The organism is Arthrobacter sp. Leaf234 (genome assembly GCF_001422665.1).
Classification (GTDB): Bacteria; Actinomycetota; Actinomycetes; order Actinomycetales; family Micrococcaceae; genus Arthrobacter_D.
Window position 1 is genome coordinate 1,609,226 of record NZ_LMLU01000001.1, and the last position, 17,910, is coordinate 1,627,135.

Sequence of the window (17,910 nt, forward strand, 5' to 3'; positions counted from 1 at the left end):
GCGCGTGCTCAGATCTGTGGCGCGCGGAGGACCTGACCGGGCAGGAGGAGGGACGGGTCGTCCCCGATGATGGTTCGATTCGTGTCGTACCACGCGGGCCACGCCTCGGCGACATCGGCAGCGGTGCAGAGGGGGCCGAGGTGATGCTCGACGATGGACCAGAGAGAGTCCCCGGGCGCCACCACCACGGCCACGCGGTCAGGATCGGAGCGCGTCGGTGTCCGGACGAGCGGGCCTCCCGCTGTCGGCATCGGGGCCGGTTTCCATCCGGGCGAGACGGGAGTCCGATCGTCCGGCCCTGTCGCCGATGCGGCGGCGACGGGTACGGATGACCAGGAGGGGGATATGGCGAGCTTCGGTGCCGGATCCGCCGGGAGGGAGGACCCGACGCCCGCCGAAGGTGGTGGTCCCGCCTGCGCGTCCTGGAGAGGGACGGCCGTGGACGTCCGCACCATCGAGGACGGGTTCATCTGGGCGGCATGGGCGACGGCAGGCACGGTCACCAGGTTGATGCCGACGAGGGCGGCGGCGAGACGCCGCATGAGTGCAGGCGTGCACCGCTGCGCCAGCCGGGCTGCCGTCGACGGACCGCGGCGCAGGACCAGGTCGGTGGCGATGGCGACGAGGAGCGTGAGAACCCACCAGACGACGGCGACGACGCCCACGACCGATATCGCCACGCCGATGAACCCGTCGACGGACGTCCGATCGGGAGTGGTGGACATCGCTGCGAGAGCCCGTCCCGCAAGGGCCGCTACGCCGCCGCACACGAGGATCAACCCTGCTGAAAGTGCGTCCGTTCCGCTCATGATGACCTCCACTCTCAGTTTGATCTCATTTGATGCAGTTTGTCTACGTTTGATTCCTTCGAACCGGTTTGTAGCTCGTTGACGATGCCCGGGTTCAGGCCTAGCGTGAACGCATGCGATGGGATGCCCTGTTCACCGATCTGGAAGCACAGCTGCACTCCGCGTCTGTCGCGCACCGGGAGGGCGAGATCAGGGACAGGACGCGGTCGGAACAGTCCCGGGTGACGATGTCGCAGAGGCTCATCGCCCAGATCGATCGGCACCTGTCCGTCTCGACGCGGGGCGGCAGGACGGTCTCCGGACGCGTGACCAATGTCGGCTCCGCGTGGGTCTCCCTGGTCGTCGAGGGCAGGTCGGTGGTCGTCCCGTTCACCGCAGTGCAGGTCCTACGCGAGCTCGACCGGGTGGCCGGTCAGCCGCTCACCGGGGTCGAGGCGAGACTCGGCTTCGGGTCGGTGCTCCGCGAGCTGTCCCGCGACCGGTCCGTCGTCGCGCTCTGGCTGGGGAGTCCGGCCGCGCAGGTCATCGGCGTGATCGAGCGCGTGGGCGCGGACTTCCTCGAACTCGGACTCTCGGGTGCGGGCCAGGATCGCAGGTCGTCGCAGGGCAGGGAAGGCCTGACCATCCCGTTCACCTCGATCGACACGGTCGACGCCGCGCACTCGGGGGCATGAGCGCTGCAGGGGAACCTGGGTGGTCGCCCTCCCCGGGCGACCCGTGAAGCTCAGCGGACCTGCGGCGCTTCGCTCTCGGCCCTGAGCGCCGAGGCGGTCCTCTCGTAGGCCTGTGCTATGTACTCCTCGAGAACGCGCGTCTCCACCCGCCACTGGCCGCGGCCGCCGACCTGGATCGCGGGGAGCTCGCCCGAACGGACGAGGGCGTAGGTCTGGGAGGAACTGATGTTCAGCACCTCGCCGACGTCCGCGAGCGTGAGGAAACGTCGTTCGGCCACGGGTCCGCCTTTCCTGGTCGGGTGTCGTCCTTGAACAGTCTGCCATCGCACCAGCGCGGTCAGGCCGACTTTCCACAGTTTGACCCGATTTGGCGCTCTTCGGTTCCCTTCAGACCGTCCGTGCACGAGACTGGCTGTCCAAGCGTGGTCCGACGCGGAGTACGCCCTGTGGGGGGAGACCCGAGTGAGCATCGACGCGCGCACCACGCCATCGCCGGCCGAGGCACCGCGGCTGAGAAAGCCCTCCTGGAAGGATCCCCGGCTCCTCGTCGGGCTGCTGCTCGTGCTCGCGTCCACGACGGGGGTGATCGCCCTGCTCCAGAGCCAGGACATGACGACGCAGGTCTACTCCGCGCGCATGGATCTTCCCGTCGGAGCGACCCTGACGGCGGAGGATCTCGTCGCGATCCCCGTGCGCCTCGGCGACGCGGCGGGATCCTATCTACCGGTCTCGGAGGGAATCCCGGAGGGCATGGTCGCGACACGGCTCGTCGCACGCGGCGAACTGGTGCCGTCCGCTGCCCTCGGGACCGCGGACGAGCTCGACCGGAAGCCCGTCGGCCTCACGGTCGAGGATCCTCTGCCCACCGGAGCGGACGCCGGCGACCGGGTGGACGTCTGGATCTCCCTCCGGACCGACACGAATACGTACGACGAACCGCGACTCCTGCTCGAAGCGGCCGAGATCGCCGAACTGACGGTCGGCGAGTCGGCCCTCGGCTCGAGCTCCTCGACCCTCGTGCAGGTCCTCGTCGAGGACGATGCCATGCCCGAGTTGCTCAACGCCCTGTCCAACGACGCCCGCATAGCCGTCGTGCTGGATCCTGGCGCCGGTTCGTGAGCATCCCGATCATCACGCTGGGCGCGACGGCAAGCGCCTACGTACCGGGCCTCGAACAGCTGCGCGGCCCGGTCACGGTCGTCCGACGGTGCGAGGACCTGCCGGAACTGATCGCGGCCTGCCAGACGGGCCTCGCGCGTGCGGTCGTCATCGCCCCCGGTGCCGCCGACCTGACAGTGAGCCTCGTCGACCGCCTGGCCTTCTCCGGAGTGGTGGTGGTCTCGCTGTACGACGGATTGCCGGACCCGGCCGCGGCAGTGTTGGACGGGGTCGACTACGTGCAGTCGTCGATCGCGCCCTCGGCACTCGCCGACGCGGTGACCAGGGCTGTCGAGCGGTTCGACGCCACCTCGTCGGTCCGGCGAACGTCCCATGCGTATGCGGACCCGATAAATCTCTCCGCGGATCCCGTCACTCCGGAGGTCGAGCTCGCCGAGCCGCCGGGGGAGGGGCGCATCATCGCGGTCTGGGGTCCCACCGGCGCGCCCGGTCGCACGATCGTGGCGATCAACATGGCGGCCGAGCTTGCAGCGACCGGCGTCCCCGTCCTGCTGGTCGATGCCGATTCCTACGGCGCGAGCATCGGTGCGTCCCTCGGGCTCCTCGACGAGTCCGCCGGCCTCGCGCAGGCCTGCCGGATCGCAGATCAGGGTGGCTTCAACGGAACCGCTCTCGGGCGGATCTCGGTCAGTGTCGCCATCAAGGGCGGTCGGCTGCGGGTCCTGACCGGCATCACGAGACCTGATCGCTGGCCCGAGCTGCGTCCCGCCGCGCTCAGCCAGGTGTTCTCCGCCGCCCGCGCGCTGGCGGCGGTCACGGTGGTCGACTGTGGATTCTGCCTCGAGGCGGACGAGGAGCTGAGCTTTGATACCCTCGCACCCCGCCGCAACGGTGCAACGCTGCGCTGCCTCGAGGTCGCGGACACGGTGATAGCGGTGGGGTCGGCGGACGCCATCGGCGTGCCCCGCCTGGTCAAGGCGCTCGCCGAACTCGCCGACATGATCCCGGCGGCCGTACCGCACATCGTCTTCAACCGGGTCCGTGCCGCTGCCGTGGGCCGTGGGCCGGAGACGCAGCTGAGGGAGGCCTGGGAGCGCTTCGGTCCGGTTTCTGCCATCGAGGCCTTCCTGCCGGCGGATGCCTCCGCTGCGGACCAGGCGCTGCTCGCCGGCACGGCACTGCTCGAGACGTCACCGGCATCGCCGCTCCGCCTCGCCATCGCAGGACTCGCCGGTGTCCCGGCCGCCGAAGGGCGGCGCCGCGGTGGGCGTGTGTCCCGCGGACGCGACGTGAAGTTTGAGGTGAACCCCGATAGGGTTCAACGGTAAGAGGTCGCAATGGAGCGGCCTTTCATTTCGTGACGGAGGCCCTTTCCATGTCGTCTGGATCCAGGACAACGGATCAGTCAAGCTCGGACACGTCAGGGGAGGAATTCGTAGAGCATTACTTCGAGCACCTCGCGGACGAGGACGCCGCCGGTTATGCGCCGAGCGACCTCCGCCAGCGGGCTCTCGCGCACCGTGACCTCGCCCAGACGCGCGAGCCCGGGGCCGCGGCGATCGGCATCATGGACCAGGGCACCTCCAGCGTCGTCCTGATCGTCACCGACGACATGCCCTTCCTCGTCGATTCGGTCACCGCCGAACTCGTCCGGCAGAACGCGGCGATCCACCTCGTGGTGCACCCCACCTTCCTCGCCGTGCGAGAGGACCGATCGCAGGCGCTCACGGGGCTGCGACGTGTGCCCTCGACCGCCGGTGCGTCCAGCGGGGACACTGCCGCGCTGCCCAACATCGGCGAGCTCGTCGGCCTCGAGGGTCGGACGACGCACATCGAGTCCTGGATGTCGGTGGAGGTCACCCGGCTGGCCGACGCCGCAGCGAAGGAGTTAATCATCGACGGCCTGCACCGGGTCCTCGGGGACGTCCGGTCCGCCGTCGAGGACTGGCCCGCCATGCGGAGCGCCGTGCGCTCGATCGAGGCTTCTTTGGATTCCATCACGGGCGCAGCGGACATCCCGGACCTGCGGCAGGCGCAGGAACTCCTGCAGTGGCTCGACAGCGGGAATTTCACCTTCCTCGGGTACAAGGAGTACGACCTCGTCACGGATGACGACGGTGACGACGCCCTGCGCGTGCGCGAGGGCAGCGGACTGGGTCTGCTGCGGCTCGGCAGTGCCGGCGGACATCTCCAACAGCTCACGGCAGCAGGGCGTGCGAAGGCCCGGGAGCGACGCGCCCTCGTCATCACGAAGGCGAACTCGCGCTCCACCGTGCACCGTGCGGCCTACCTGGACTACATCGGGATCAAGAGCTTCGATGCCCAGGGCAATGTCAGCGGCGAGCGTCGCTTCATCGGGCTGTTCGCGACCAGCGCCTACACGGGCTCTGTGCGCAATGTCCCGCTGGTCCGGGACAAGGTCTCGGAGGTGCTGCGCCGCTGCGGGTTCCCGTCGGACTCGCACTCCGGCAAGGACCTCCTGTCCATCCTCGAGACGTACCCGCGTGACGAGCTCTTCCAGATCGGCGTGACGGACCTCGTCACCACCGCGCTCGGGATCCTGCGCCTCCAGGAGCGACGCCGCACGCGCCTGTTCCTCCGGCCGGACGTCTACGGGCGCTTCATGTCCGCGCTCGTCTACCTCCCGCGCGATCGCTACACCACCAGTGTCCGGCTGCGGATCGAGGGTGAGCTGCGAGCCGCTCTGGACGCCGACTCGATCGACTTCGAAGCGCGGATGAGTGAATCCGCGCTGGCCCGGCTCTTCTTCCGCATCCGGTTGCAGCGGGGAGCGGAGATCCCCGAGATCGACGCCGCGCAGCTCGAGGAGAGGCTCGTCCGGGCAGCACGGTCCTGGTCGGAAGGGATCGTGGAGGTCGCGCAGGAGCGGTTCGACCAGGACTCCGCGCAGAGCCTGGCGACCTACTGGGCCGAGTCGTTCCCGCCCAGCTACCGGGTGGACTACGAGGTGGAGGACGCTCTCGAGGACATCGCCCGCTTCGAGAGGCTCGCGGAGTCGGGCGCGGGGGTGCCGCAGCTGCACGTGTATGTCCCGGAGCATGACGGGCCGGAGGATGCGCGGCTGAAGCTCTACCTCACCGAGGCGAAGAGCCTGACGCAGATCCTCCCCTACTTCCACAACCTCGGCCTGGAGGTGCTGGACGAGCGGCCGTTCGAGATCACGCGGGCCGATGGGCGGTCGTTCTTCCTGTACGACCTCGGGCTGAGGTACCCGGCCGGTATCTCCGCCCTCGGTACGGCGTCCCTGCTCCAGGACGCGTTCTCCGCCGCGGTGTCCGGCAGCAGTGAGTCGGACGCCTTCGACCGCCTCGTGCTGAGCGAGGAGCTCGGCTGGCGCCAGGTGGTGATCCTGCGGTCCTATGCCAAGTACATGCGCCAGATGGGCAACACGAACTCCTACGGCTTCGTCGCGGACACGCTGCTGCGGAATCCGGTGGTGACCCGCGCGCTCGTCGCACTGTTCACCGCCCGCTTCGATCCCGACCTGGAGGGTGACCGGGACGCCGCCTCGACAGCGGCCCGAGCCGCACTGGATGAAGGTCTCGAAGGGGTTCCGACGCTCGATGCCGACCGCGTCCTGCGGACCTTCGCCAATCTCATCGAGGCGACGCTGCGGACCAACTACTTCCAGGACAAGCGGTACGTCAGTCTCAAGTTCGACACGGCGCGGATCGACGGTGCACCGTTCCCGCGGCCCAAATTCGAGATCTGGGTCTACTCCCCGCAGGTGGAGGGTGTGCACCTCCGGTTCGGCAAGGTAGCGCGCGGGGGGCTGCGCTGGTCGGACCGCCGCGAGGACTTCCGCACGGAGGTGCTCGGCCTGGTCAAGGCGCAGACCGTCAAGAATGCGGTGATCGTGCCGACCGGTGCCAAGGGCGGGTTCTTCGCCAAGCAGCTCCCCGATCCGTCCGTGGATCGGCAGGCCTGGCTGGCAGAGGGACAGGCGAGCTACCGCACCTTCATCCGGGGATTGCTCGACATCACGGACAACGTGATCACGAACGGGACCACCGAGACGGTGGTGCCGCCGTCCCGCGTCGTACGGCACGACGACGACGACACCTATCTGGTGGTCGCGGCGGACAAGGGGACGGCCTCCTTCTCGGACATCGCCAACGAGTTGTCGGCCGAGTACGACTTCTGGCTCGGTGACGCGTTCGCGTCCGGGGGGTCGGTGGGGTACGACCACAAGGCCATGGGCATCACCGCCCGTGGTGCCTGGGAGTCGGTCAAGCGGCACTTCAGCGAGCTCGACGTCGATACCCAGACCGACGACTTCACCGTGGTCGGTGTCGGTGACATGAGCGGAGACGTCTTCGGCAACGGCATGCTGCTCTCGGAGCACATCCGCCTCCTCGCGGCCTTCGACCACCGCCACATCTTCCTCGATCCCGACCCCGACGCCGCTGCCTCCTTCGCGGAGCGGCGGAGGTTGTTCGAGCTTCCCCGGTCGAGCTGGGAGGACTACGACAGCAGCCTCATCAGTGAGGGCGGCGGTGTGTTCCCTCGGCAGGCGAAGTCCGTTCCCGTGTCGCCGCAGGTCCGCCACGCACTCGGACTGGATGACGGTGTCACGCGGATCAGCCCGCCCGAGCTGCTGAAGGCGATCCTCAGGGCTCCGGCCGACCTCCTGTACAACGGGGGTATCGGGACCTACGTCAAGGCCTCGGACGAGACCCACGCCGAGGTCGGGGACCGCGCCAATGATGCCATCCGGGTCAACGGCGACGAACTGCGTGCCCGGGTGGTCGGCGAGGGCGGCAACCTGGGCATGACCCAGCGCGGCCGGATCGAGGCAGCGCTGTCGGGAGTCATCCTGAACACCGACGCGATCGACAACAGTGCGGGCGTCGACTGCTCCGACCATGAGGTCAACATCAAGATCTTCGTCGACCGGATGGTGCGCGCGGGTCGCCTGCAACCCGAGGAGCGGGCCGGGTTCCTGCACTCCATGACCGACGAGGTCGCGCGCCTGGTGCTGCAGGACAACATCGACCAGAATGTGCTGCTGCTCAACGACCGGCAGCGGGTCGTCGAATGGAGCCCGAGCTACGAGCGCATGATGGACTGGCTCGAGCAGAAGGCCGATCTCGACCGTGATCTGGAGGCGCTCCCGACGACCGCGGTGCTGCGGCGACGCATCGATGCCGGTCAGGGACTCACCTCTCCGGAACTCAGCGTGCTCGCGGCCTACGCGAAGATCGAGCTGACGAAGGTCCTGTCGGCCAGCACCCTCGCCGATGATCCCTATTTCAGTGAGACGCTGAGGCGCTACTTCCCCCGCCAGCTCGTCGAGCGCTTCGACGACCTGCTGGACACCCACCCGCTGCGTCGCCAGATCATCTCGACCGTCATCGCCAACGACATCATCAACCTGGGCGGCATCACCTTCGCATTCCGGGTGATGGAGGAGACGTCGGTGCCGGAACCGGTGATCGCCCGGGCCTTCGTGGCGCTGCGTGAGATCTACTCCTTCGACGAGACGGTCGACGCCCTCGCCGCGCTGCCGGCGGACTTCCCCACGGAGCACTGGACCACGGTGCACCTGGACCTGCGCCGGCTGCTCGACCGCGCCGTCCGCTGGTTCGTGAACCACGTGGAGCAGGGGACGCCCGTCCAGGCCGACATCGACGCCTTCAAGCCGCTCATCGCGCCGTTCATGGCACGCCTGTCCGGCTACCTGCGCGGAGGCGACCTCGAGCGGGCACGCGTCGGGGTCGAGACGGCGACGGCGTGGAACCTGCCGGAGGAGCTCGGGCGGCACTGGGCCGAGCAGTTCGAGTCGTTCGCGCTTCTCGATATCGCCTACAGCACGCGACGCGTGGACGAACCGGTGGAGAACATCGCGCAGGTGTACTACGCCGTGTACGACAGGTTCGAGGTCGACAACCTGCTCGAGCGGATCACGAAACTACCGCGGAGCGACCGGTGGCAGGCGCTCGCCCGGGCGGCCCTCCGTGACGATCTCTACTCGACCGTCGCGGACATCGCCGTCGCCGTCATGCGCGCCTCGCAGGACATGCGCCGGCGCGACGCGGCCGACCGGCTGCAGGCCTGGCAGGAGCAGAACGCCGACCAGCTGCAGCGGGCGAGCAACATGTTCGCGGAGGTCAACCGGCTGGAGCAGGACGACATCTCGTCCCTGTCCGTCGCGCTTCGACTGCTGCGGTCCATCGTCCGGTAGCGGGAGGGCCCCACCCCCGGTCGGCAGCAGCCGACCGGGGGTGACAGACTGAAGACCCGACCGTGGGAGCAACGGTCGGAGCGGTCGGGCGGCGCAGCCGGACCCGGACCGCCACGCCGAACGACGAAGGACTTCATGGCCATCTTCACTGACCCGATCCGCGAATACGCTGGATTCGAGCCCGGCGACGCCGAGTGGCTGCACCTGCTCGTCGGGGACTGGCAGATGGTCGCGGACCTCGCGTTCGCCGACCTCGCGCTCTGGTTCCCGCTGGACGGCGGCGGCTATGTCGCCCTCGCCCACGCCCGGCCCTCGACGTCGCACACGGTCTTCCACAGCGACTTCGTCGGCGAGCGGATCCGCGCGGATCTCCAGCCGCTCGTCGACGTCGCGTGGGAATCGCAGAAGATCGAGCGGTCCGGGGAGACGAACTGGACCACCGAGATGGCGATGCGCGTGGAGGCCGTGCCGATGGTGCGCAACGGCCGGACCCTCGCCGTCGTGACGACGCACATGGATCTCTCGAGTTCGCGCATGCCGTCGCGGCTCGAGCTGACGTACCGCCAGTGCGCGTACGATCTGCTCCGCATGGGGACGCTCGGACTCTGGCCCGATTTCGCCACCCCCACAGGATCGCGACGGGGCGCCCCCCGAGTCGGCGACGGCCTCATCCGGCTCGACGTCGACGGCATCGTGCAGTACGCCAGCCCGAACGGTGTCTCCGCCTTCCGTCGGCTCGGCGACGTCGAGACGCTGGAGGGCCGTCCATTGGCAGAGATCACCACGGCGCTGCTCAAGGACCGGCGGATGGTGGACGAGACACTGCCGCTGGTCGTCACCGGGCGCATGCCCTGGCGCACCGAGATCGGCTCCCGAGGAGTCAGTCTCTCGCTGCGCGCCATCCCCCTGCGGGACGAGAAGGAGCGGTTCGGTGCTCTTGTGCTCTGCAGGGACGTCTCCGAGCTGAGGCGCAGGGAGATGGAGCTCGTCTCCAAGGACGCGACCATCCGTGAGATCCATCACCGGGTGAAGAACAACCTCCAGACCGTGGCGGCGCTGCTGCGGATGCAGTCGCGCAGGATGGTGAGCGAGGAGGGGAAGCTCGGTCTCGAGCAGGCGATGCGGCGGGTGTCGACCATCGCGCTCGTGCACGAGACCCTGTCCCAGGGGCTGGCGCAGAGCGTGGACTTCGACGAACTCATCTCGCGCCAGTTCCGCCTGTCCGCCGAGGTCGCCTCGCCGTCGCAGGCGGTCCGCACGGAGAGGAGCGGGGATTTCGGGGAACTGCCGAGCGACCTGGCGACCCCGCTGGCCCTCGTGATCAACGAACTCGTCACCAACGCGGTGGAGCACGGCTTGTCCGGACGAACCGGGACGGTGTGGCTGATGGCGGACCGGCAGACCGAGGCCGACGGCGAGGACACGCTCAGGGTGACGATCGCGGACGACGGGGTCGGGCTGCCTGCGGGTGGTCACGCCGAAGGGCTGGGCCTGCAGATCGTCCGGACCCTCGTCACGAGTGAACTCGGCGGCACGATCGAGTGGAGCACGCGACCGGGTGGGGGGACATCGGTCACCCTCGAACTCGGGCTCCGGCTGAACCAGGGTATGTGAACCGGGTCATCGCCGGAACGAGGAAGGGCCGCCCATCGGGCGGCCCTTCCTCACTCATCCGAAACCCGAAGGCCCGGGTGCATCGCGTCCGTCAGGACGCGCGCCGTGCCCGGGCTGCCCGGCGCTTCAACGCCCGGCGCTCGTCCTCGCTCAATCCGCCCCACACTCCGGCATCCTGCCCGGATTCGATGGCCCACTGCAGGCAGGTGTCCTGCACCTGGCAGCGGCGGCAGACGCTCTTCGCCTCTTCGATCTGAAGAAGCGCCGGTCCGGTGTTGCCGACCGGGAAGAACAGCTCCGGGTCCTTGTCCAGACAGGCTGCGCGACTACGCCAATCCATGTTGATCACATTCTCCTTCAGCCACGCACACATGGGTCTTGTGAAAAGATTCACGAGGGGGCTCATAGTAAAGGGGCCGACATCGGCCCCCTGATTTGCTCTGCTTTTAAGGCTGTCACGTTACCAATCGGTAAACAAGGGTTTTACAGTTCTAATTGGTGGCGCGGGTGAGGGGTATGTCACAGCAGGGGCGACGTCGCCGACATGTGGCGCGCCCGCACCGGTCGGGTAGGGTGCGAGGATGTCCACCGATCCCGCCGTCCAGCAGCCCGCGAGGCCGGGCAGCGTCCTCGTCATCGCAGGGATCCTCCTGCTCGAGGGTGTCGCACTCGGGGTCCTGGCCGTGGTCTCGATCCTGACCATCTTCACGGCAGCCCCTCTCTCCGTCGGTGGATCGGCCTTCATGGCCGTCCTGCTGCTGATGGTGGCGGGTGGCCTCTCCATCCTCGCCGTCAGGCTCACGGGAGGTTTCCGGTGGCCGCGGTCGCCGGCACTGGTCGTGCAGCTCTTCCTGGTGATTCTCTCCTTCCCCTACTTCTCCTCCGGGAGTCCGCTCGTGGGATTCCTGCTCATGGTGCCCGCCGCCGTCGTGATCGTGCTGCTGTTCTCCCGCCGTGTCCTGGATTTCACCGTCCGAACGACGACCCCCGAACGAACGCTGTAGGTGCCGGCCCCCGACCGGTGACGTCGCTTCGTGCGCCGGACTCCGATGGTCCAGGGGCGTGAGCGATCTGCAGCTCCTGCACGCCGGAGAGGCCGCAGGCGAAACCTCGACCGAGGACCGACGGCCCACTCGAGTCGATCCGGACCCCGAGGAAGTCGCCGTCCGAAGGATTCCGCGGCGACAGGACGATGCCCTGCCCCGAGGCGCGGGCCGGCAGTGACAGGGGGACCCGGGCCATCAGGGCCGGGCTCGGAGCGGCGGTCAGCACCGCGGCGGCTCCCCGGGTGACGAGCGACGAGAGTGCCTGCTGCACGTCGGCCTGTAGCTGGTCGGCGTCGTCGACGAGGAGGAGGGAGCCCTCGCAGCTCGAGCCGCTGGTGCCTGCCACGCCGCGCCAGTACGCGGCCGCGCCACCCGCTGTAGCTCCCGGTCGCGGCCTGAGCACCTGGAGCGGTGCCTGCAGGAGCCTCGATGATGCCTCGAGGACCCGGAGCGTGTTGGACCGTCCAGAGGCGGCATGTCCGAGGACGAGGACGGCCTCCCCGCCGCGCAGCTGGAGCCGGTACGGCCGGAGGTCGTCGCCCTGCAGGCCGAGAGCCAGCGCGGTCCCGGTCTGGTCGGAAGCCCCGGTGGCGAGCGTCGCTTCGTGGAGCTCCTCGAGGGTCACCGCCTTCGGGAGGGCGTGGACCGGGAACGGTGCCCGGGTGGGAGCCGGCGGCTGCTCCTGCGGCATCTCGGCTGCCAGCACCAGTTGGCACACGGCGTCTCCCGTTGCCCCGGCGATCCGGCCCTGCACGAGCCCACGTCCCCTGAGGGCGTCGATCGGCGGGATCCTCGGCCACGTCATCGTCGTTTCCTGGTGCGCGCCCAGCGGGAGATAGACGCGGTTCGGCACCAGCGCGAAGAAGCGCGCCGTCGTGAGTTCGCGGTCACCGGTGATCAGGACGGAGACGCCGCAGGCCGCGCCGTCGCGCACGAGGGCGTGGAGATCATCCTCCGCGCGCGCCCGACGTCCCTGGCGGAACAGCGTGCTCCAGCGGCCCCAACCGGTGACGGCCAGCACGACCGGGGACCCGGGACGGGTCCCGTCCGTGGTGAGCGCGGCAAGCCGTTCCAGGACGCGGGCCGCTCTGGCGGGTTCCGCTGCCCCGACGTATGCCCCGGTGTGGCGGCTGTCCGCCGGGCTCGCGAGGGAACCGTCACCGTCCAGCAGGTACAGGTGGACCTCGTGGTCGGCCTGGGGGAGTCCGGCGACGACGGCGGCGACTGCGTCCTCCAGGCCGCTCGCGGGCAGTCCGATCAGCGCAAGGTGCGAGTGGTCCTCCGGTCTCCACAGGAGGGCGCGCTGTTCCTGGCGTTCCGGCAGGTCGATGAGGCCGAGCGCGACCTGCCCGCTGCGGGCGACTCCCGAGCGCATGGCCGCATCGGGGTGGGCGCCGTGGTCTCTGCCGTGATCTTCGCGCTGGTCCTGGCCACGCTCCGAGGCGTCCGCCATCCCGTGCCGATCGGCGGCCGGGGGATGTGCACGGCAGTGAGCCGGCGTCAGGAAGGCCGGGAGAGGCGGTAGCACGGGTCCGGGCGGTCGACGCCGGCCAGGACCACCCGCCGCGTCGACGACGGCTTCGACGGCATCCGCGAGGACCGACGCGGACGCAGGCGGTGGCTCCGCGGGCGCACCATGAATCCGGTGCCGGTCGGGCTGCCCCATGTCCCGTTCGTCGAGGAATCGAGTCAGGTACTGCCAGTCGGGTGACTCGGCCCTCCTCGGCGGGGTGGACGATGATGCCACCTGGAAGGAGAGGGGCTCTTCCGCACCGCGTCGGAGGAATGCACGGCCGGGAAGATCGACGGGGATCTCCGCGGCAGCACCGGAGCCGAGAAGATCCTGTGATTCCGTCGCGGTCTGGACGCGCAGGAGGATCGATGACGTGATGTTCGCGCGCAGGTCGGGCGTGATGGCACCCTGAGCGCGCTGCGTGGCGAGGACCAGGTGTACCCCGAGCGATCGTCCCAGCGCGGCGATCTTCATGAGATCCGCGACCGCCGTCGGGACGTCGTCGCTGAGCATGCGGAACTCGTCGATCACGACGACCAGTCGCGGCGGACACGTCGCGGGAGACGTTCGCCGGAGCGCGTCCGTATCGGGCACGCCCTGGTCGGCGCACAGTGCTTCCCGCCGGCGCAGTTCTGCGCGCAAGGACGCGAGTGCGCGGGCCGTGGATTCGGAGGACAGGTCCGTCATGCTCCCGACGCAGTGCGGGAGAGCGGCGAGCGCCCCGAGTCCCGAACCGCCCTTGTAGTCGATCAGGAGCAGATTCAGGTGCTCCGGTGGCTGGTGCAGGGCAAGTCCGATCACCAGCGTGCGCAGGAGCTCCGATTTCCCCGAGCCGGTGGTCCCGGCCACCAGCAGATGCGGTCCGTCCCTGACGAGGTCGAGCAGAAGCGGACCGGAGGACGATCGACCGATGAGCGCCGTCGGATGGTCCGGATCGGACACCTGCCACTGTCCGGCCACGGTGTCGCGGACGGACAGCGGACCCGGTACCTCCGACCAGAGCGACGCCGACGTCGGTGGCGCACCGAGCAGGGTCCCGGGTTCCTCCTGGTCACCGCCTCCGGCCCGCCGGTCAGCGGCTTCCGAGCGCGCCAGGGCCCGTGCCGCCCGTTCGAAGCTGTGCTCCGACACCCCGTCCGGGACGATCTTCACCTGCTCACCGTCGAGATGGACGACGCCGTCGTCGGCGCTCAGCAGGACGCACCGATCGCCGGCGGCGACCTCCGTGGCAGCACCGGGGCGGGAACTGCGAGGGTCCGCGAGGAAGCGGAGGATCACGACTGTCGCTGCGCCGGGAGTGACCGGCACGTCCTCGGCGTCGTGGAGCACGACGAGCACACCCGGCGCGCGGGTGAGGTGGGCGAGGACGGCCGGGTCGCGGGTCAGGACGACGTGCGGGAGGAACCGGGCGTGCCGGGCCAGGTCCTGCGGAGCAGCCCAGATCACCACCACCGTGCGAGCCGCCCGTGGATGAGCCGTCTGGAGCAGCAGCGCTCGCCGCAGGCCGCGGACCGCCTCTGCGGCACCGGTGACGGTGAACCTCGTTGTCCCTCCGTTCTCTCGCCCGCACGGCAGGAGGAAGGGGACGTCGTGGAGCATGGGCGGGACGAACGGTGTGTCGGACCCGTCCGAGGACACATGGGCAGGCTGATGCGCTGTCCCGAGGCGTAGGAGGACGACGGCGGATGTCCGCTGCCGTGGCGGCGATGTCGACATCTCGCTGCCCGCCGGCCGCAGGGCGTCCAGGGCCGATCGCCCGGGATCGGGGACTGCCACGACACGGCGCCGCCGGTCGCGATCAGCTGCGTCCTGGAGTGCGGAAGCGAAATGGGCGGCGCTCCGGCGGTAGGCAGCAAGCGGCACGAGCCCCGTGACGGCGGACAGTGCACTGAAGGCGAGGAAGAACCACATGCCGGTGGTCAGGGCCAGCACCACGCCCAGCACCAGCGGAAGCAGCGCGGTGAGCACGAGGACCTTCGACGGCCGCTTCGGTACCCGGTGACCGACAGGTAGGGGATCCAGGATGCACGGGTCCGTCGTTGGCGCCCAGCCCTGTCCATCCACGAGGTCGATGCTGCAGCGGCTCGACCCGAAGCGGAGTTCCGACGAGACATCGATCCCCGCCTTCGTCACGGCGATCCCGTCCACCCACGTGCCGTTGGCCGACCCCAGGTCCTCGATGACGATGGAGTGCTCTCCGATCGTGAGCAGGGCATGATTCCTGGACAGTCCCGGATCCGCCACGGTGATCGCTGTCCGGGCACGCCCGATCGTGTAGCTGCCACGGACCAGGGGGAAGACCTGACCCGCGTCGGGGCCCGAGTGCACCACGAATGCCAGAGGCGGGAGGGCCGCACTGCTCCTCTCGGGTGGCCGACCGGCGACGATCACGGAACCGGGTGGGACCTCCTCCGGCGGTGCCAGGTTCAGGGAGCCCAGAGGCCTCCCGTCGACACTGAAGGGCCCGGGGTAGCCCGCTTCGAGCAGCCGCTCGGCAAGGGCCGACCCGGTGGGAAGGCGAGCTGTGTCGACGACGATCTCCTCCGTCGCGAAGCCGTGCGGCGGTGCGGCAACCAGCGTGACGTGCAGATCCACCGTGCCTCCCGTCGTCGTCTGGTCCGAGGCTAGGCCGCACGGCCCGAGAGCGGGTGGCGAAGAGCAATGATGTGGACAACGTGCGTGCGACCCCGCCGGGCGACACCTCCGTCGGGGCACGGGTGCCGGGCTCACAGGGTCGTCCCGGCACCCGCCGGTACACTCGGTGAACGTGTCTACTCTGAAGGCCTCTGATGACGGTCGTTGAATCAAGCCGAACTGTCGCCCCGCGGGGTGGCGGTAGGGCCGCCGACCGTGGCTTCAGGGCCGAGGTGCAGGGTCTGCGTGCGCTCGCCGTCCTGATGGTCGTCACCTACCACGTCTGGTTCGGCCGGGTATCCGGTGGGGTCGACGTATTCCTTCTCATCTCCGCGTTCCTGCTGGCGCTGTCGTTCCTGCGCAAGGTCGAATCCGGGAGGCCGCTCGATCTCGGCCGCCACTGGCTGCACCAGTTCAAGCGCCTCCTGCCCGCCGTCGTCGTGGTGATCCTCGGCACGCTCGGTGCCACCTATCTCCTCGTACCGAGGTCACGCTGGCCCGACATCCTCGAGCAGGCCTGGGCCTCGCTGTTCTATGTCCAGAACTGGGTCCTCGCCTCCAATGCCGTGGACTACTACGCCGAGGACCACAGCCTCGCGAGTCCGCTGCAGCACTTCTGGTCGCTCTCGGTCCAGGGCCAGGTGTTCATCCTGTGGCCTCTGCTGTTCGTCCTCAGCGCACTGGTGGCTCGGCGCTTCCGCCTGCGGTTCCGCGGCGTCGTCCTCCTCGTGTTCGGTGCGCTGTTCCTGGCGTCGCTCGGTTTCTCGGTCTGGGAGACCGCCACGAACCAGGCCTACGCCTACTTCGACACGCGCGCCCGCCTGTGGGAGTTCGCTCTCGGTACGCTCCTTGCGCTTGCCCTGCCTTTCCTCCGGCTGCCCGGGGCCCTGCGGATCATGGCGGGCTGGGTCGGTGTCGGCGCGATGCTCAGTGGAGGATTCCTGCTCGATGTGCAGGGCCAGTTCCCCGGCTACGTGGCCCTCTGGCCGCTCCTGGCGGCCGCTCTGGTGATCGTCGCGGGCCAGACCGGTAGTGCTGTCGGAGCTGACCGTCTGCTGTCATCGAGGCCGCTGGTGCGCATGGGCGACCTCTCGTATGCCCTCTACCTCTGGCACTGGCCGGTCCTGGTGCTGTTCCTGATCTGGCGCGGTCAGCCGTCGCCGGGGGTCCTGGGCGGCGTGCTGGTGATCGCCGTGTCGCTCGTCCTCGCCTACCTCACCATGCGCTTCGTCGAGCGGCCGCTGCGAGCCCTGGTCTGGGCGGACAAGCGCCGTCGCCGCGCGCTGCTGGTGGTTGCCGTCAGCACGGCGCTCGTCGCAGCACCGCTGACCCTCTGGCAGCAGGCGATCACGCAGCAGGTCCGGGAGAGCGCCGCGCATGCCGACACGAACAATCCCGGTGCGCTGGTGCTTGATCCGCTCCTCGACCTGTCCGCCCCCGAGAACGTGCCGCCGATCCCTGCGACCACCGAGCTGAGCAAGGAGTACTTCCCGCTCGATCGGGTCTGCGAAGGAGCGGACGAACCCGACGACGAACTGCTCCGGGGCGAGTGCTATGTCATAGTGCCGCCGTCGGAGCCTGTGCGGGAGATCATCGTCGTCGGCGACTCCCACTCCCAGCAGTGGTCGACCCCCCTGGCCGAGATGGCGCAGGAGCGGGGCTGGAAGATGACCTTCGTCCTACTGGGAGGATGCAAGTTCGGGTCCGGCCCCGAAGGACGCACGCCGCAGTGCGAGCAGTGGAACGCGGCGGTGACCGACTACGTGCTGGCCCAGGCGCCCGACCTCGTCTACACGGTCGGTACGGTCGCCAGGAGCGACGATCCGCAGGATGTCCTGCCCGCCGGGTTCCCCGCGACCGCGCGGATGTTCGACGAGCGCGGTATCAAGGTGGCAGCCGTCCGGGACAATCCGCGCTTCACCTCGAACAGGGTGCTCTGCGTCGAGACGCAGGGTGTGGACAGTCCTGCATGCAACCCTCCCCGTTCGACGACCCTCACCGACCAGCCCCCGGTCGACGAGCTGCTCGCACAGGCCCCGAACGTCGCCTTTCTGGACTTCACCGACTATCTCTGCCGGGAGGATGACTGTCCAGCCGTCGTGGGCAACGTCTTCGTATATATCGACGACAACCACGTCAGCGCCACGTACCTCAGATCCATGCTGCCGATCTTCACCCAGCGGTTCGACGAGGCGGTCCGCCTGTAGGGCAGCCGCGCCGGGCTCCCCGGTCCTGCCGCCCCTCCGGTTGGGGGGCGCTCAGCTTCCGTCGGGTAGCCTTGAGCGGGCATGTCCGT

The 17,910-nt window shown here is 69.1% G+C and carries 11 protein-coding genes; 7 read left to right on the plus strand and 4 right to left on the minus strand.

Features of this window, described 5'->3' with window-relative positions:
- Nucleotides 1-8: 8 nt before the first annotated feature.
- Nucleotides 9-809, minus strand: a complete 801-nt coding sequence (locus tag ASF21_RS07510; RefSeq protein WP_157365768.1) for a LysM peptidoglycan-binding domain-containing protein — start codon at nucleotides 807-809, stop codon at nucleotides 9-11.
- Between the two features lie 113 nt (nucleotides 810-922).
- On the opposite strand from ASF21_RS07510, the gene ASF21_RS07515 reads away from it, so the two are divergent.
- Nucleotides 923-1,483: a hypothetical protein gene (locus ASF21_RS07515; RefSeq protein ID WP_055768732.1), complete on the plus strand. Its 561-nt coding sequence runs from the start codon at nucleotides 923-925 to the stop codon at nucleotides 1,481-1,483.
- A 50-nt stretch (nucleotides 1,484-1,533) separates the two neighbouring features.
- Here the strand turns inward: ASF21_RS07515 and ASF21_RS17260 are convergent, their stop codons facing one another.
- On the minus strand, nucleotides 1,534-1,761 hold the full coding sequence (locus tag ASF21_RS17260) for a helix-turn-helix domain-containing protein (RefSeq protein ID WP_055768736.1): 228 nt from the start codon (nucleotides 1,759-1,761) through the stop codon (nucleotides 1,534-1,536).
- A 184-nt stretch (nucleotides 1,762-1,945) separates the two neighbouring features.
- On the opposite strand from ASF21_RS17260, the gene ASF21_RS07525 reads away from it, so the two are divergent.
- The 4 genes from ASF21_RS07525 (at nucleotide 1,946) to ASF21_RS07540 (ending at nucleotide 10,421) form a co-directional block, all read left to right on the plus strand.
- On the plus strand, nucleotides 1,946-2,602 hold the full coding sequence (locus ASF21_RS07525) for an SAF domain-containing protein (RefSeq protein ID WP_082471307.1): 657 nt from the start codon (nucleotides 1,946-1,948) through the stop codon (nucleotides 2,600-2,602).
- Entirely contained in the window at nucleotides 2,599-3,930 is a 1,332-nt protein-coding gene (locus ASF21_RS07530) for an AAA family ATPase (protein WP_055768739.1), read from the plus strand. Before ASF21_RS07525 ends, ASF21_RS07530 begins: the two co-directional genes overlap by 4 nt.
- 47 nt (nucleotides 3,931-3,977) lie before the next feature.
- Nucleotides 3,978-8,807, plus strand: a complete 4,830-nt coding sequence (locus ASF21_RS07535) for an NAD-glutamate dehydrogenase (protein ID WP_055768742.1) — start codon at nucleotides 3,978-3,980, stop codon at nucleotides 8,805-8,807.
- A 135-nt stretch (nucleotides 8,808-8,942) separates the two neighbouring features.
- Nucleotides 8,943-10,421 (plus strand): sensor histidine kinase, encoded by a 1,479-nt coding sequence (locus tag ASF21_RS07540; RefSeq protein ID WP_055768745.1) that lies wholly within the window; start codon nucleotides 8,943-8,945, stop codon nucleotides 10,419-10,421.
- 91 nt (nucleotides 10,422-10,512) lie between these two features.
- Here the strand turns inward: ASF21_RS07540 and ASF21_RS07545 are convergent, their stop codons facing one another.
- On the minus strand, nucleotides 10,513-10,761 hold the full coding sequence (locus tag ASF21_RS07545) for a WhiB family transcriptional regulator (RefSeq protein WP_055769355.1): 249 nt from the start codon (nucleotides 10,759-10,761) through the stop codon (nucleotides 10,513-10,515).
- Nucleotides 10,762-11,002: 241 nt separating this feature from the next.
- Here ASF21_RS07545 and ASF21_RS07550 point away from each other — a divergent pair, with 241 nt between their 5' ends.
- On the plus strand, nucleotides 11,003-11,425 hold the full coding sequence (locus ASF21_RS07550; protein ID WP_055768749.1) for a hypothetical protein: 423 nt from the start codon (nucleotides 11,003-11,005) through the stop codon (nucleotides 11,423-11,425).
- On the opposite strand, the gene ASF21_RS07555 is transcribed toward ASF21_RS07550, so the two are convergent.
- Nucleotides 11,388-15,575: an FtsK/SpoIIIE domain-containing protein gene (locus ASF21_RS07555; RefSeq protein ID WP_055768752.1), complete on the minus strand. Its 4,188-nt coding sequence runs from the start codon at nucleotides 15,573-15,575 to the stop codon at nucleotides 11,388-11,390. The two genes, ASF21_RS07550 and ASF21_RS07555, sit on opposite strands and share 38 nt — an antisense overlap.
- 194 nt (nucleotides 15,576-15,769) lie before the next feature.
- On the opposite strand from ASF21_RS07555, the gene ASF21_RS07560 reads away from it, so the two are divergent.
- Nucleotides 15,770-17,821 carry an acyltransferase family protein gene (locus ASF21_RS07560; protein WP_082471308.1) on the plus strand — a complete coding sequence of 684 codons (2,052 nt, stop codon included), beginning with the start codon at nucleotides 15,770-15,772 and terminating at the stop codon, nucleotides 17,819-17,821.
- Nucleotides 17,822-17,910 lie beyond the last annotated feature (89 nt).

What these genes read in the sequence shown, in the direction of transcription:
- ASF21_RS07510 (WP_157365768.1), bottom strand. Translation starts at nt 809, where the DNA reads ATGAGCGGAACGGACGCACTTTCAGCAGGGTTGATCCTCGTGTGCGGC.
- ASF21_RS07560 (WP_082471308.1), top strand. Translation starts at nt 15,770, where the DNA reads ATGACGGTCGTTGAATCAAGCCGAACTGTCGCCCCGCGGGGTGGCGGT.
- ASF21_RS07550 (WP_055768749.1), top strand. Translation starts at nt 11,003, where the DNA reads ATGTCCACCGATCCCGCCGTCCAGCAGCCCGCGAGGCCGGGCAGCGTC.
- ASF21_RS07515 (WP_055768732.1), top strand. Translation starts at nt 923, where the DNA reads ATGCGATGGGATGCCCTGTTCACCGATCTGGAAGCACAGCTGCACTCC.
- ASF21_RS07540 (WP_055768745.1), top strand. Translation starts at nt 8,943, where the DNA reads ATGGCCATCTTCACTGACCCGATCCGCGAATACGCTGGATTCGAGCCC.
- ASF21_RS07545 (WP_055769355.1), bottom strand. Translation starts at nt 10,761, where the DNA reads ATGGATTGGCGTAGTCGCGCAGCCTGTCTGGACAAGGACCCGGAGCTG.
- ASF21_RS07535 (WP_055768742.1), top strand. Translation starts at nt 3,978, where the DNA reads ATGTCGTCTGGATCCAGGACAACGGATCAGTCAAGCTCGGACACGTCA.